13 protein-coding genes and 3 pseudogenes are annotated in these 13,488 nt (G+C 59.2%); 8 read left to right on the forward strand and 8 right to left on the reverse strand.

The annotated features are described in order from the left end of the window. Positions 1-13 precede the first annotated feature (13 nt). The 3 genes from QN219_RS14765 to QN219_RS14775 form a co-directional block, all read right to left on the reverse strand. A complete protein-coding gene (locus tag QN219_RS14765; protein WP_284000464.1) occupies positions 14-958 on the reverse strand; it encodes a CoA ester lyase in 945 nt (314 codons plus the stop codon). A 23-nt stretch (positions 959-981) separates the two neighbouring features. Then, complete coding sequence (locus QN219_RS14770; protein ID WP_284000466.1) at positions 982-2,172, reverse strand: aminotransferase class V-fold PLP-dependent enzyme; 1,191 nt, start codon at positions 2,170-2,172, stop codon at positions 982-984. A gap of 177 nt (positions 2,173-2,349) precedes the next feature. After that, complete coding sequence (locus tag QN219_RS14775) at positions 2,350-2,979, reverse strand: response regulator transcription factor (protein WP_284000589.1); 630 nt, start codon at positions 2,977-2,979, stop codon at positions 2,350-2,352. Between the two features lie 544 nt (positions 2,980-3,523). On the opposite strand from QN219_RS14775, the gene QN219_RS14780 reads away from it, so the two are divergent. Further along, entirely contained in the window at positions 3,524-3,829 is a 306-nt protein-coding gene (locus QN219_RS14780) for a hypothetical protein (protein WP_284000467.1), read from the forward strand. 349 nt (positions 3,830-4,178) lie between these two features. Here QN219_RS14780 and QN219_RS14785 read toward each other — a convergent pair whose 3' ends face one another. The 4 genes from QN219_RS14785 to QN219_RS14800 form a co-directional block, all read right to left on the reverse strand. Beyond that, positions 4,179-6,824 (reverse strand): adenylate/guanylate cyclase domain-containing protein, encoded by a 2,646-nt coding sequence (locus QN219_RS14785; protein WP_284000468.1) that lies wholly within the window; start codon positions 6,822-6,824, stop codon positions 4,179-4,181. Continuing rightward, positions 6,809-7,996 carry a TfuA-like protein gene (locus QN219_RS14790; RefSeq protein WP_309486589.1) on the reverse strand — a complete coding sequence of 396 codons (1,188 nt, stop codon included), beginning with the start codon at positions 7,994-7,996 and terminating at the stop codon, positions 6,809-6,811. Before QN219_RS14790 ends, QN219_RS14785 begins: the two co-directional genes overlap by 16 nt. Positions 7,997-7,998: 2 nt before the next feature. Further along, a complete protein-coding gene (locus QN219_RS14795; RefSeq protein WP_284000469.1) occupies positions 7,999-9,153 on the reverse strand; it encodes a YcaO-like family protein in 1,155 nt (384 codons plus the stop codon). A gap of 70 nt (positions 9,154-9,223) precedes the next feature. Next, positions 9,224-9,427 carry a hypothetical protein gene (locus tag QN219_RS14800; protein WP_136504946.1) on the reverse strand — a complete coding sequence of 68 codons (204 nt, stop codon included), beginning with the start codon at positions 9,425-9,427 and terminating at the stop codon, positions 9,224-9,226. A 232-nt stretch (positions 9,428-9,659) separates the two neighbouring features. Between QN219_RS14800 and QN219_RS14805 the strand changes: the two genes are divergently transcribed. The 6 genes and pseudogenes from QN219_RS14805 (at position 9,660) to QN219_RS14825 (ending at position 12,969) form a co-directional block, all read left to right on the forward strand. Continuing rightward, positions 9,660-10,364 (forward strand): iron-containing redox enzyme family protein, encoded by a 705-nt coding sequence (locus QN219_RS14805; RefSeq protein WP_284000470.1) that lies wholly within the window; start codon positions 9,660-9,662, stop codon positions 10,362-10,364. Positions 10,365-10,961: 597 nt separating this feature from the next. After that, positions 10,962-11,219 carry a type II toxin-antitoxin system VapB family antitoxin gene (locus tag QN219_RS33985; protein WP_309486593.1) on the forward strand — a complete coding sequence of 86 codons (258 nt, stop codon included), beginning with the start codon at positions 10,962-10,964 and terminating at the stop codon, positions 11,217-11,219. Then, on the forward strand, positions 11,216-11,446 hold the full coding sequence (locus QN219_RS33990) for a type II toxin-antitoxin system VapC family toxin (protein WP_309486590.1): 231 nt from the start codon (positions 11,216-11,218) through the stop codon (positions 11,444-11,446). The genes QN219_RS33985 and QN219_RS33990 overlap by 4 nt, the downstream gene beginning before the upstream one ends. Next, positions 11,409-11,645, forward strand: coding sequence for a type II toxin-antitoxin system VapC family toxin (locus tag QN219_RS33995; RefSeq protein ID WP_309486591.1), 237 nt, complete (start codon positions 11,409-11,411; stop codon positions 11,643-11,645). Before QN219_RS33990 ends, QN219_RS33995 begins: the two co-directional genes overlap by 38 nt. Continuing rightward, a pseudogene (locus QN219_RS14820) lies at positions 11,642-12,794 on the forward strand (site-specific integrase). The gene QN219_RS33995 and the pseudogene QN219_RS14820 overlap by 4 nt, the downstream one beginning before the upstream one ends. Then, complete coding sequence (locus tag QN219_RS14825; protein WP_284000596.1) at positions 12,766-12,969, forward strand: hypothetical protein; 204 nt, start codon at positions 12,766-12,768, stop codon at positions 12,967-12,969. The pseudogene QN219_RS14820 and the gene QN219_RS14825 overlap by 29 nt, the downstream one beginning before the upstream one ends. Here the strand turns inward: QN219_RS14825 and repC are convergent. Beyond that, positions 12,932-13,177: pseudogene (repC, locus tag QN219_RS14830) on the reverse strand (replication initiation protein RepC); the annotation flags it as partial. The gene QN219_RS14825 and the pseudogene repC overlap by 38 nt on opposite strands. Between repC and QN219_RS14835 the strand changes: the two are divergent. Next, positions 13,176-13,470: pseudogene (locus QN219_RS14835) on the forward strand (sulfatase-like hydrolase/transferase); the annotation flags it as partial. The pseudogenes repC and QN219_RS14835 overlap by 2 nt on opposite strands. Between the last annotated feature and the right edge of the window lie 18 nt (positions 13,471-13,488).

Consider the following 13,488-nt stretch of genomic DNA (forward strand, 5'->3'; position numbering starts at 1 on the left):
GGTGTCCTTCCCTTCAGCCGCGGCCGGCGGTGATTGCTTCATGGGTGGCGAGCACGTTGCGCGCCATGCGTTCCGAGGCGGCGTCGATCATCTTGCCGTCGAGAGAGGCCGCGCCCTTGCCCTGGCTCTCGGCCAGCTTCAGCGCCTCGATGATGCGGCGGGCGCGGTCGACCTCCTTCTCCGGCGGAGAGAAGATCTCGTTGGCGAGCGCAATCTGGCTCGGATGGATCGCCCACTTGCCTTCGACGCCGAGGGCCGCAGCACGGCGCCCAGCCGCCTTGTAGCCGTCCGGATCGGAGAAATCGCCAAAGGGCCCATCGATGGCGCGCAGGCCGTAGGCGCGGCAGGCAACCGTCATCCGCGACAGGCCGAAATGCCATTGGTCGCCGGGATAGTCCGGATTGAGGCCGCCGATGCTGACCGTGCGGGCCTTCAGGCTCGCGGCGTAATCGGCCACACCGAAATGCAGCGCTTCAAGCCGTCCGCCGAAGGAGGCGATAGCTTCGACATTGGCCATGCCGAGCGCTGTCTCGATCAGCGCCTCGAGACCGACGCGCGTCTTGTAGCCCTTGGCAATCTCGATCTGATTGACCATCGCCTCTACCATGTAGAGGTCGGCCGGCACGCCGACCTTCGGTACCAGCAGCGTGTCGATCCGGTCGCCCGCCTGCTCCATGAGGTCGATCACGTCGCGATACATGTACTGGGTGTCGAGCCCGTTGATGCGAACCGAGATCGTCTTGCCGCGGCCGCGCCAGTCGATCTGATTGAGGGCAGCGACGATGTTGGCACGAGCGCGTTCCTTGTCCGGCGGCGCCACGGCATCCTCGATGTCGAGGAAGATGTAGTCGGAGTCAGAATTGGCGGCCTTCTCGATCATCTCGGGATTGGAGCCTGGGACGGCGAGTTCGCTGCGCTGCAGGCGCAGCCGGCGGAGATGATTTATCGTGTGGCTCATAGAGTTCTCCCCTTCTGGTCTCTTCAGGCCGCTCTGGCGGTCGACGCCGTGGCGGCAGAGCGAAACTGCTTGATCGCTGCGCCCACGCCCGAGCCCGGCTCGATCTTCACACCGCAATCCAGCAGCGTGAGTTCAGCGGCCGAAAGCGCACCCAGAACCATGACCTCGTTCAGCGAGCCGAGGTGGCCGATGCGGAAGACCTTGCCTGCCACCTTGCTGAGCCCGCTGCCGAGCGAGGTGTTGTAGGTGCGGTAGGCGTGACGGATCACTTCCACGCCATCCACGCCTTCGGGGAGCCGGATCGCGGACACCGTGTCGGAATGCCATTTCGGCTCGGTCGCGCAAAGCTTGAGGCCCCAGGCGGAGACGGCGGCGCGGACGCCGTTCGCAAGGTGATGGTGGCGGGCGAAGATATTCTCGAGGCCTTCCTCAAAGATCAGGTCGAGAGAGGCGCGCAAGCCACGCAAAAGCTGCGTCGGCGGCGTATAGGGGAAATAGCCCGCGTCGTTGGTGTTGATCATGTCCTCGAACGAGAAATAGCAGCGCAGATGGCGCGCGGTCCTGGCAGCTTCGAGCGCCTTCCCACTGACCGAGAGGAAGCCGAGGCCGGCGGGCAGCATGAAGCCCTTCTGCGAACCGGAAACGGCGCAATCGACGCCCCATTCGTCCTGGCGGAAGTCGATCGAGCCGATCGAGGAGACGCCATCGACGAAGAGCAGCGCCGGGTGGCCGCAGGCGTCGAGCGCAGCCCGGACGGCGGCCACGTCCGAGGTGACGCCAGTCGCGGTCTCGTTGTGCGTCACGAAAACAGCCTTGATCCGGTGCGCCTTGTCGGCGGCGAGGCGCTCGGCATAGAGCTCGACCGGCACACCTGTGCCCCATTCCCTGTCGATGCAATCAACCTCGAAGCCGAGGCGCTCGGCCATATCGACCCAGAGATGCGAGAACTGGCCGAAGCGGCTCATCAGCACGCGATCGCCGGGCGAGAGCACGTTGGTCATCGCCGCTTCCCAGGCGCCGGTGCCCGATGAAGGATAGATGAAGACGCGGCCGCTGTGGTTCTTAAAGACCTTCTTGACGTCTGCGAAGAGCGGCAATGTCAAGTCTGGATAGCGAGGGGAGCGCATATCCTCCATCGGCAGGTTCATCGCCTGGCGGACCTGTTCCGGAACGTTGGTGGGTCCGGGAATGAAGAGATGATTGTAGCCTGACATCGTTCCTCCAGTGGCTGCGTCCGCGGACGGCGTTTCCTCGGCACCAAAGCTGCCTTTCGGGTGATCGCCGCACAACACTCGCTCAGGCAGAAAAGAATGCCCGACGGGCAGCGTGGGAGCGGCCCTGACGGGTGGTCGCCTGGAAGGGATGGGTAGGAAAAGACTACCCGCAGGTAGTCACTCCGGACTGCGCCGGCGCTCTTTGGTGTAAAGGGCGACCGCCATGGCGCGATTGCGCACCTCGAGCTTATCGTACAGATTTTTGAGGTGGTATTTCACCGTATTCTCGGAAATGCCTGTTCGCGCCGCGATTTGAACATTGGTCCAACCATTGGCCAGCATGCCGAGCAGTTCGCTTTCGCGAGAGGTGAGCTGTTGGAACGGCGTGTTCGAGATTTTCGAGAGCACCGTGTATGGAATGCAGATCCGACCCTGCATTACGGCGGTGAGCGTCGCAAACAGGATTTCAGGATCTTCGAACTGGTAGCAGAGACCGTTGACACCGAGCCGGATCGTCTCGTTGAGGACCGAAGGATTGCTCGTGTCGGCAAAGAGAACGATCCGTGGGTCGAACCCGAGCCGGCCGAGTTCGGCGAGCACCTCGGGCGCCTCGGCATCGTCGAGCTGCCAACTGAGCAGCACGCAGTCCGTCTCGACGGAGGCAAGCTTCTCGCAAAGTTCGGCCGATGTCCGCGCCGTATCGATGATGGAAAACCTGGCATTTTCGGAAAAAAGTCCACGAAGAGCGGCAATCACCAAGGGATTGCGCTCCGCGATCAAAACTCGGCCTCCGCCCTCCTGCGACATGTGCCTCCCTGCGTCCTTGCCGTGATATGCACCCATCAGCGATGCCTGCACCGTAACATCACAAATCGCGGACATTTCCCCGTCGAGCGACGAAACGTGTCCTAAAACGCATCTCTGCGCGGAACGGAGGCGAACGGCGCAAAACCGCGCTCAGCCGATCGCCTGTTTCTGGGCGCGCGCGGTTAAGGCGGAACGGGAAAAACCAACGTTGCGGCCGTATTCCTCGGAGGACCCTTCACAGGTCCACCGAACTCCAAGAGCTGAGCTCTTTTCAGCCCCACTTCATTTCACCGGTGGCGGCCTTGGAACGGACATCGAGGGGACCCCATTCCAAACTTCGGGAGGCGGGCTAACAACATGGCCGCCTTTAGCGCGGCGGCAGCCCCGTTGAAGGTTACGACTCTTTGCTCGCGGGCTTAAGGGCAGAATCGAACAGCCCGCCTAAAGACGGCCGTCGCTGACCATGGGCTGTGCAAAAGTTTGCGTTGACCGTTTCCGATGGCGAGGCGACACTTGCAACCTGCGGCAAGGCGGGAGGAAAATGATGGCCGAGCCAGACAGCTGGCGCCACATGGCAACTGCGCCGAAAGACGGCAGTCGGATCCTCGTCACGATCCGCCCATCGGAACAAGGGGCGGCAGAAGTTGACCTCGCCTATTGGTCAAATGGCGACCAGTTCGGTGCAGAAGGCTGGCGCGCCTCTGATTCCTCGCCCGGCCGCATCATCGAATACGCCGAGCCGGAATTGAAGTGCTGGATGCCGATGCCTTCGGCCAATCTCAATCGCACCTCGATGCCCTCACCCTGGGAAGGCGAGGACGACCAAGAGCTCGACGGGTCGGGGATTTAAGAACCTGCTCCGCCATGCTCCGAAGATGATGCCAAGCGAGTGCCAAAATCCAACGCGACAAGGAGGCGACGAACGGCTCGCGCGATTTCTGGACCACCGCATTCGGGTTCCGAACGACCGACGTTCCCGACGATACATTATGCGATCCTTTGAGCACGGAAAGTGAACAGCGACGACGACGCTTTCCCAGCTCAGCCGAGCGGATCACCGTACGCTCGTGGATCGTTGAAGTTCCCTTTGGCATTAGCCCTGAATCGCTGACGTCGCCAGTTGGCGTGGCCGTCACATCGTCATCTAAGGGCCCGGAACAGGTCCGCAGAGGCGTTCTGATCCGACGACAAAATAGCGCCTAACTTGCAACGGCCGCGCGGCATGACAAAAGTATCTCGTCCCATTGACGCTTAACCCCTTTTTCGCTCATGCGGGTAAATCGCTTGTTTCCTAACGCTTTGCGGACTGCTGACACGATTTTCTGGAAATCGGCATCGTCTGTCGGCTCAAACCGGACTCCTAGGCGAGCGAGACGACCATTCACTGCTCCGATGATTTCTGCAGCACCGTCCCAATCCCCCTTGGCGGCGAGCACTCCGCTTATCGCTGCGATCGCGAGGTTCACTACCATTGGATAGTCATACCTCTCGCCGATGGCCAAGGCCTGGCCGGCGAGCGCTGCAGCGTTCCTCCAGTCGCCGCTGTGCAGTCTAAAATGGGCAAGGTTTTGCAACAGGTGACCGGGCCAATAGGTGTCCCCGAGCTTATCGAGCAGTTTGAGGGCATCATGATAGTGGGCTTCAGCTGCAGTCTCATCCCCTTCAGCGCGTGTCCCTTCGCCAATAGCAATAAGGGCGAGCGCAGTTCCATAGTCATCGCCAATGAGCCTCGACAGTTCCAGTGATTGCGCGATCAACATGCCGCCTGTCTCGGGATCGCCTGAGGTGGCTTTCGCGATACCGGCAATAATTCCGGCACTCGCAATTCCGGCCTTGTTGTCCAGCTCGCAGTAGATGCGGTGACTTTCAACGCCATATTCACGCGCTGTTTCGGAATCGCCGGACATGTATCGGATCAATGCGGCTGAGTTCAAAATCAGCGCCAGCGGCTCCAGCTCACCCGTGGTTCGCGCATGCTCCAAAGCCTTATCCGCCCATGCTCTTGCTTCGGAAAACTGACCTCTCGATATCCAAAGCCACCTTAGCGCCTCGATGAGCTTGGCGGATTGAAGGGCGCTGGATTGTCTCATCCGCCATTCAAGTGCCACCCGAATGTTTCCAGCTTCCTGCATCAGCTGCTCGACAAAGTCGCGCTGATTGAACCTCATCACGTTTGGAGCAGCCGACAGAACAAGGTCGGTAAAATGGTCCGCCTGACGGATACGCACAGTTTCGTACTCGCCAGACTCTCGGAGGCTATCGAGCGCAAAATCGCGAACCGTATCCAGCATGTTTAGGCGCGGGTGACCCAGCGCCGTGGTTCTGAACAACAAGCTCTTGTCCAAAAGAGCTTCCACGTAATCAACTACGTCGGCTTCATCCTGGAACAAATATTCAACGGCACCCAGATCGAACCCACCATTGAAGACAGACGACGCATAAAAGACCCGGCGCTGGTTGTCCGTCAGAAGATGGTCGCTCCATCCGATCATCAGACGAAGGGTGCGGTGACGGGGATCAATATCCCGTGCCTTGCTTCGAAGGTCCTGCATTCTCGTTTGAAGCCGGTTCTCCAGCTCCGCGACACTCAGGAGTCCCACATGCGAGGCTGCCAGTTCAAGCGCCAGCGGTAGCCCGTCAAGTCTCCGGCATACTCTGGAGATCGAAACTAGTGTGTCATTTTCCAATCTGAAGTCTGGCCGCTCGCGGCGTATGAAATTCTCAAAAAGCTTTACAGATGGGTTCTCTCGAATCTGATCGAAGCTCGCCTCTTCGTCGGGTAGGGTGAGAGGGGGTACGACGAAGTCGGTCTCCGAGCGCAATTTGAGCGGCTCACGACTGGTGGTCACAACGGTGACGCCCGGACATCTTCTGAGGATGGTATTTATGACAGGTGCACCTTCAACCAGGTGCTCGAAGGTGTCGAGTATTAACAACACCTCAGCGCCGCCTAGCGAGTTGCACACCGTTTCTACGGCGGAAACGCCGGGGACCTCCTGCAGGCCAACGGCCTTGCAGATCTCCGAAGCGATTAGATCCGGATCATCAATTTCGCTCAACTGTACGAAAAACACCCCGCGCGAGAAGAAGCTCAGCGCTGATCTGCCAGCGTGTATCGCCAAGCTAGTCTTGCCCACGCCGCCGGCACCCGTCAGCGTAATAATTCGGCTCTGCTTATCTGCCAAGATTCGATTGAGCCGGTCCATTTCTGAGCGTCGACCGTAGAGAACTGGCACATCGGACGGGAGATTGGTGCGATTGGCGCCGATGGATGAGATCGGTGCAAAATCGCTTTGTAATCCTGGGATCACCAGATCGAACAGCGCTTCAGGATATCGAAGGTCCTTGAGGCGATGGAACCCGAGATCGCGTATTTCTACATTCGCTCCGATCGGACCTTCTGCGATCTCATCGCGGACGACGTTCGAAATGACGATCTGGCCTCCGTGGGCCACCGATGCGATACGAGCCGCACGGTGCACCTCTATTCCGGTTATCGCGGCATCGTGTCTTCTTATCTTTCCGGAATGCAGCCCCATCCGGACCAGTGGCTTGCACCCTTGAGCCCATTCCTCCTTCGTCAAAGCAAATTGTGCATCAATCGCCGCCTGCACCCCTTGGGCCGAGGCGGGAAAGAGTGCGAATACAGAGTCTCCAGCAACGTTTATTTCTTCGCCACCATAAGAGTGGATGGCACTCCGCAAAAGTTCGTTGTGCCGAAGGAGCATCTGATCGTAGAGGTCAGGATAAGAATCCACCAGGTTTGTTGACCCCTCAATGTCAGTGAAGAGCATGCAAACGCTGTCGCCTGACGATTGAGACCGACTTGCTATTTGGGGTGCCATAACAACACCTCTCTCGGCTTTGTTGACTGACCCGGTCCGAACAAAAAGGTCCGTCGAAGGCACTTGGTCAGAGCAAGTTGAGTGCGATGTATGCTCAGGCGTTTAGAGTACGACGAGCTCCTTCCTTTGCGTGTGAGGAGCTCATTCCATGAGCCAACACGATGGGCGTTGGCCAACTGACGTTCAGCCTGCCGGAGGTCCTCGATTCCGGGTCGAAGGCCACATCGCCGAGCTTCGGAGACAGCCCTCCGAAAGATGTTGAACCTCATCAGGTCAGCCTCTAGTTCGCCGGAGCCTTCAAGGATATTCCAAACTGACGAGGTCGGCACCGTCAATTCTCCGTCGAGCCAGGCAATTTCATCGTCGAGGCGTGAATGGGCCCTCCCGGAACAGCAAAGCCATTCGATGAACTCAACTTCTATTTGTTTCCGATCCGCGCCACTCAACCCATCAGCGGCTCGCTCCCTGCCATCGCTTGAGAGTCCAAACAGCTGAGGTGAACTCAACGGGCGGAGCGGACCTCCTTCAATCTCTAGTAATTTCAAGACCTTGTTTGCAGCCTGAACGGCGTCGGCACGCTTTGTGTCTATGGCCTTCAAAAGGTCGAGCATCTCGCTAGGGAGGTGCCGCCCAGCCTTCTGATACGCGCCGGGCCAGGTCCGCATAGTATAGTGAAGCGATTGAGCCGCCGAGATAATTCCCTCGGCTTCGGGTGCTCCCATGAGACCTTTCCTGGTAGCCCGTCGCAGAGCGATCCGCATGTTAATCAATGGTTCCGTGAGCGGCGGAAAAGGCATTTCCTCGCGGTAAAGGACCGCCACTTCGTCCTCGGCGGATATCACGCGCTGCTTGAACAGTCGAAATATGATCCCCGCGCCATGCGCACCTGCCGGAAAGCAATCCGCCGCTCGCAGTGCGCCCATGCTGGAAGCGCCAACCACAACCGCCCCGTCCTGGACGACATCAACGACTTCCCGTGGCGAAATGGCAAGGACGTTGCCAAATGCGCCGTCAAGGACCAGAAAGAACTGATGTCTCAGGATGCGATAAGCATAAAGGTCCCCCCGCCTTGCCGGAGGTCTTATGATCGCATTTGGCAAAATGGACAGGATGTCCGAAGCGGGGGCGCTTGGGCCCAAAAACACGACCGGCGGCATCCGCATCGCGCCCATCGTTACAACAGGTGCCTTGCACTTCGCCAGCCAACACGGCGGTGGTCTATCGTAAAGAGCGAAAGACCGGGGACGCGCACCCTCATAACGGGCAGGCCCAGGGACTTTCGGCTCATGTCGATTACTATGGCCTGCGTAAGTCCGGCTGACTTTAGCCTCTCCAGGATAAGTTCGATTTCGCTCTCGACGTCAGGCAAGCTTGTATTGGGAATGGTGGAGAAGTCATGCTCGGCTACAAGATTCCAAGGCTTGCCTTCGGTACGCGATCGCGAGTTGGGTACCTGGTTGTAAGAGTCACGTGCACCGTGAATTACCCCGAGCCGTGATTGGAACGACTCAAGGATAGCATGTGTAACGGCGGCCCCCGCCTGAAGGTCAGCGCCCCAACCCTCAACGACGAGCGGCATCGGCCCGGCGGTACCACAAAAGAATGGATCTATCAGCGTGCTCGATATGACCGGTATCTCAAGGTCGGTCGTCAGATCTTCCAGGATGAGTTTCAGGTTTGCTTTCCTGGCGCGCTCCGCAAGCGCCTTGGGTATGGGAGGAAGCGAATCCAGATCGATCCTGCGTCTGGCGGGTCCGGCGCCCCCCTCATGTCCGTATTGTTCAAAGAAGTGATGCTGACTGACGGCATCCCGTTCGATAGCCTCCAGAATTGCGCTGCGCACCGCCCGGCCACGAGTGAACCCGGCTGCCAACCCATTGGTATCGACTTGATCCAGTATGTCTTCCTTTGCAGGAGATCTCGCCAGGTCGGCCAGAACCCAGATCGGACGGCCGCTGATCAATTCCCAACCCTGAACCCATTCAAAGGTCGAATCGGGACGATAGCTGGTAAGCGGGGGAAGATCGAAGGAGAGAGGATCAGCAACGTAGACGTCCGAGGACGTCAGCTCAAGATAAGTTGCATTCCGCGACTCGCCCTCGAATTCCTCTGCGCAGACCCTCTCGACCGCCTCCATGACAGCGCTGACGCGAGCCGCTTCCTTGTCCACCCCTTTTCCTAGATGAGTGGTCAAGTCTCGCGCGAGGGGGGTGACCGTTGCAAACACAGGCGTGCCCAAGACATCGAGTGATGTAATGTCGGCTATGCGTGTTATCGGGACTTGATCGATCGTGGATTTGAGGAACAGCTTGTGTTTGGCCTTTTCCAAGGCACTATGCCTCTCATCGCCGCGGTCGTACAACGGCCACCGGTCCAGTGACCTGAGCGACACCACGACTTCAGAATCCACAGATGATCGAGTGGTCCTTGTTGAGATAAATGTGGGACCCGGTTCTTTTACTGATGTTTTCGAGAACCGCGATTTCTTCGTCGGTGAGGTTTTCGATCGCATCATGTACCGCTTGCGGGAGCATATTCTCCTCCACGTCGGGAATGACATTCGAGTTCTTTAGACGGTCGAAATTTGGCTGGAATCCCGGCATTGTCACCTCCACAGGCGCTGAACAGTTTCGATGCTTGCTGGATTGCTGTCAGGGATCTTTGAATCGTGAGCCGCTGCCTATCAGTAATATTAGGATGCCGGCTCCATAGTTGTCCAGTAGTACTCCCTAATACTAAAGGGCTATATGTGCGCGATCAGGGCCGAACTTGAACCGTATCTGGATTGAGTTAAGATTTGCCGGCCTTGTTTGCTGTTCATCGAATGGTGTCGTTATGAATATGCTTGAAACACAAGCGAATAGTGACTTTGCGAGGGGTAGAATTGCGCTCTGTTTGCCCGCTCTCAAGGCGGCTTTCGACGACCTTTGGCGAACCGAGCCCCAACGGGAAATGACGATTGCTTTCCTGGTCTTGCTTCATCAAATCATGCGGGCATCGGTTCCCCTCATGCAGTTGGCTGTGGAACGATGCGACCAATTGGCAGGGACGGATAGGCTTGTCCCTTCGCTAGGAAAATATTACCGACATCATATCTCCGAGGAACTGCACCACGACACTTGGGCACTCGAGGACCTAGAGGCCGCAGGATTCGATCCTGAGGGAATTCTATCCATCACCCCTTCCGTCGAAGTAGCACGGCTGGTGGGCACTCAGTATTATTGGGTTCAGCACCATCACCCTCTCATGCTACTCGGATACATTGCGGTTCTTGAGGCCTTTCCACCTCCAGACAGTAAAGTTGACGAGATTCGGGATCGATCAGGCCTGCCGGAGTCATGTTTCAGGACCTTGAGAATTCATGGAGATCTTGATCCAACCCATAGCGCTGAGATCGATCAGATGTTTAATACGCTGCCGCTGGATCAGAAGCACTTGGAAATGCTTGGTTTGAGCGTGCTCCACAGCTGCGATGCACTCGCGGCAAGCGTGCGGGCTCTGCGACCCGTCAACTTTCTTGGTGGATCGACATACGGCTGACTTGGCCATTGCCGCCGTTTTGATGCTCCGCTTCATAGACAGCCCTGTCGTGAGAGGCCAGCAGCGACCACTTATTTGCAACTCCTCGGATTGCCAAGCGCTGTGGATGGCGGCTTCGGTCAAAATACGTGACGTTCATCCCTCGCCTTGAGCAGATTCGAACCGGCGACCCGGGATTCGCGGACAGATTTGAGAATGTGATTTCAACCGTTTCCGCCGGTGAACAGATTGGTTCAATGACTGCGTCCTTTCGGTATCTACCTCACTCGTCCAATGGGTCTCATTCGGCCTTGGATGGCAATCTCGATGGGCCGTATCCTGGCGAAGCAGCAAGGTATTCTAGATTTAGCGGCGCAGTACAAAGCAACATCAAGGCATCCAGTGCCTGCTGACCGGGTGATGAAGAAGCAGGGGTCTGCCGAAACGCATCGTCACCGACAAGCTCCGCTCCTAGGGAGCGGCGAGGCCGAGTTATGCCTACGGTCGAGCATTCAAGGCTTGAAAACTCGCATCGGGCTCGTTCAGACGGGACAATGCCGCGCCGCCGTGAGCGATCGGCCGCAGCAGGCGAGAAATTGCGACCAGGAGTGTCGAGAAATGTCCGAGCCACAATTGTCCATCCGCAGCGCCAAGGCAAAGGAACTGGCACATGCGCTGGCGCGCCGGACCGGGATGCCGATGAACAAACTCGTCGAGCAGGCGCTCGAGCACTACGACAGCGAGCTGCGCCAGCAGAAGAACCACCATCCGATCGACGCCGTCTGGGATCTCGCGGCCGCGGGTAACAGCGCGGTTCCGGCGGACGCCAGTTCCGCCCATGACGATCTTTATGACGAGCATGGCCTGCCGAAATGATTGCGATCGACACCTCGGTGATCCTGACGGTCGTGCTTGATGAGCCGGAAGCCGAAAACTTCAAGTCGGTGCTGCGCCAGGAAGCCTTGCTGATCGGCTGGCCGAGCATGTTCGAAACCCGCATTGTGCTTTCGGCGAAGGGGTTTGCCAACGCCGGCGACATCGTTGCGCGACTCACAGAGGTCCGGAATGTCACCGCCGGTCTCCTTCGACGGCAAACACTTTGAGGCTGCCGACCAGGCCTACGATTGTTATGGCAACGGCCGCCATCCGGCCGGGCTCAACATAGGTGACCGCTTTTCCTATGCGGTCGCTGTGCTCGCCAAGGCGCCACTGTTGTTCAAGGGCAATGATTTCGCCAGGACCGATCTGAACTGCCACCCGGCCTCGGCCGTTCCGGAGCGCAGCGAAAGATTCACGGAATGAGCACGGCGTCCGGCAGCCAGGCGATCCTGCGTAGCGCCGAGGAGCTCGATGCGCTCGACGCCATCCTGCCGTTCGACCGGCGTGACCAGCTCGCCGAACTGCTGACCGACGACGATGTCGCGACGCTGACACATCTCGCAGCCGAAGGCATGGGCGAAAACACGCTCAAGGCGCTCGCCTCCGACCTCGGCTATCTCGAGGCCTGGTGCCGGCTGGCGAGCGGCGCTTCCCTGGCCGGCGCCGGAGGCGCTGCTGCTGAAATTCGTCGCCCATCACCTCTGGGACCCTGTTAAGCGCAGCGAGGATCCCGGCCACGGCATGCCCGCGGATGTGGAGGTCGGATTGCGCCTCGAGGGACTGCTCAAGGCAAATGGCCCGGACGCGCCCGGCACGGTTCGCCGGCGGCTGACCTCCTGGTCGATCCTGACCCGCTGGCGCGGGCTCACCGGCGCTTTCGGCGCGCCATCGCTAAAGAGCGCGCTGAGACTCGCTGTGAAGGCAAGCAGCCGAACGCGACAGCGCAAGAGCAAAAAGGCCGTTACCGGCGAGGTGCTCGCCAAGCTACTCACCGCCTGCGCCGGCGAGCGCCTGGTCGATCGGCGCGATCGGGCGCTGTTTCTGACCGCCATTGCCTCCGGCGGCCGCCGCCGATCGGAGGTGGCGGCGTTGCGCATCGAGGATCTCACTGACGAGGAGCCAGTACGCGCCGATCCGGCCGACGAAAACTCCCCTCCCCTGCCCTGCCTGTCGATCCGCCTTGGCCGCACCAAGACCACGACCAGCGACGACGAGCATGTGCTGCTGATCGGCCGGCCAGTGATCGCCTTGAAACGATGGCTGACCGAAGCGACGATCGCGGACGGACCGGTGTTCCGGCGCGTCGACCAATGGGGCAACATCGACCGGCGGGCGTTGACGCCGCAATCGGTCAACCTCATCCTCAAAAACCGCTGCAAACAAGCCGGTCTTGATCCGGCGCTGTTTTCGGCACATGGGCTTAGATCCGGCTATCTGACCGAGGCCGCAAACCGCGGTGTTTCGCTACCGGAAGCGATGCAGCAGTCGCTGCACAAATCGGTGACCCAGGCGGCGAGCTATTACAACAACGCGGAACGAAAGAATGGACGAGCGGCCCGGCTGGTCGTCTAAGCGTGGCTACGCGCCGGAGACGCATCGGCTCGCCTCTCAAATGACTGCCATTCTTCCGGTCCCGCTTCTGCCTCTGACCTATCGTGCCGGTTACCAGGTGGTCTTTTCCGCCGCGCTGATGCCTTCGACGACAACGATCACGAGACCCTCCGCTCCGCTTGGCCGTTGGCTCTGAGCAAGGCCATCAGCATGGGCCTGAGCGAAAACTCCCCTCGCCGCGCCCTGCCCATCAGATCGCGTAGATACCCGCCCGCGGAGTTGATGTGGCCATGCCTCTCGAGGATGCAGGCAACCACGGTTGCCGCGTTTTCCGCTCCGAGCGTCTCGCAGGCGTCCTGATAGGCCGACGGACTGACACCGAGCATCGATCGGACGGTGACGGCGATGCTCTATATGTCGGATCATGGGGAGTCGCTCGGCGAGAACGGTCTATACCTTCACGGCATGCCCCTGTTCACTCGCACCGGACGTGCAGACCCAAATTCCCTTCCTTGTCTGGATGGGCAGTGACGTCGCTCAGGGGTTCGATAGTGAATGCCTGGCCGGGACGGCGCGCGAGGAGACTCATTCACGCGACAACCTGTTCCATAGCGTGCTCGGATTGATGGGCGTGTCGACATCGGTCTACGACCGTGACCTGGACGTCTTCTCCAATTGCAGGAAGTCGGAGACGTGATCTCCGCTTGAGCCGAAC

Origin of the sequence: Sinorhizobium sp. 8-89, from assembly GCF_030124325.1 — a bacterium.
Classification (GTDB): domain Bacteria; phylum Pseudomonadota; class Alphaproteobacteria; order Rhizobiales; family Rhizobiaceae; genus Sinorhizobium.

Bases quoted from the DNA above. Each gene is read 5' to 3' on its own strand.
- QN219_RS14765 (WP_284000464.1), bottom strand. From the start codon at position 958: ATGAGCCACACGATAAATCATCTCCGCCGGCTGCGCCTGCAGCGCAGC.
- QN219_RS14780 (WP_284000467.1), top strand. From the start codon at position 3,524: ATGGCCGAGCCAGACAGCTGGCGCCACATGGCAACTGCGCCGAAAGAC.
- QN219_RS14785 (WP_284000468.1), bottom strand. From the start codon at position 6,824: ATGGCACCCCAAATAGCAAGTCGGTCTCAATCGTCAGGCGACAGCGTT.
- QN219_RS14775 (WP_284000589.1), bottom strand. From the start codon at position 2,979: ATGTCGCAGGAGGGCGGAGGCCGAGTTTTGATCGCGGAGCGCAATCCC.
- QN219_RS33990 (WP_309486590.1), top strand. From the start codon at position 11,216: ATGATTGCGATCGACACCTCGGTGATCCTGACGGTCGTGCTTGATGAG.
- QN219_RS33995 (WP_309486591.1), top strand. From the start codon at position 11,409: ATGTCACCGCCGGTCTCCTTCGACGGCAAACACTTTGAGGCTGCCGAC.
- QN219_RS14790 (WP_309486589.1), bottom strand. From the start codon at position 7,996: ATGGGCGCGATGCGGATGCCGCCGGTCGTGTTTTTGGGCCCAAGCGCC.
- QN219_RS33985 (WP_309486593.1), top strand. From the start codon at position 10,962: ATGTCCGAGCCACAATTGTCCATCCGCAGCGCCAAGGCAAAGGAACTG.
- QN219_RS14770 (WP_284000466.1), bottom strand. From the start codon at position 2,172: ATGTCAGGCTACAATCATCTCTTCATTCCCGGACCCACCAACGTTCCG.
- QN219_RS14800 (WP_136504946.1), bottom strand. From the start codon at position 9,427: ATGCCGGGATTCCAGCCAAATTTCGACCGTCTAAAGAACTCGAATGTC.
- QN219_RS14805 (WP_284000470.1), top strand. From the start codon at position 9,660: ATGAATATGCTTGAAACACAAGCGAATAGTGACTTTGCGAGGGGTAGA.
- QN219_RS14825 (WP_284000596.1), top strand. From the start codon at position 12,766: ATGGACGAGCGGCCCGGCTGGTCGTCTAAGCGTGGCTACGCGCCGGAG.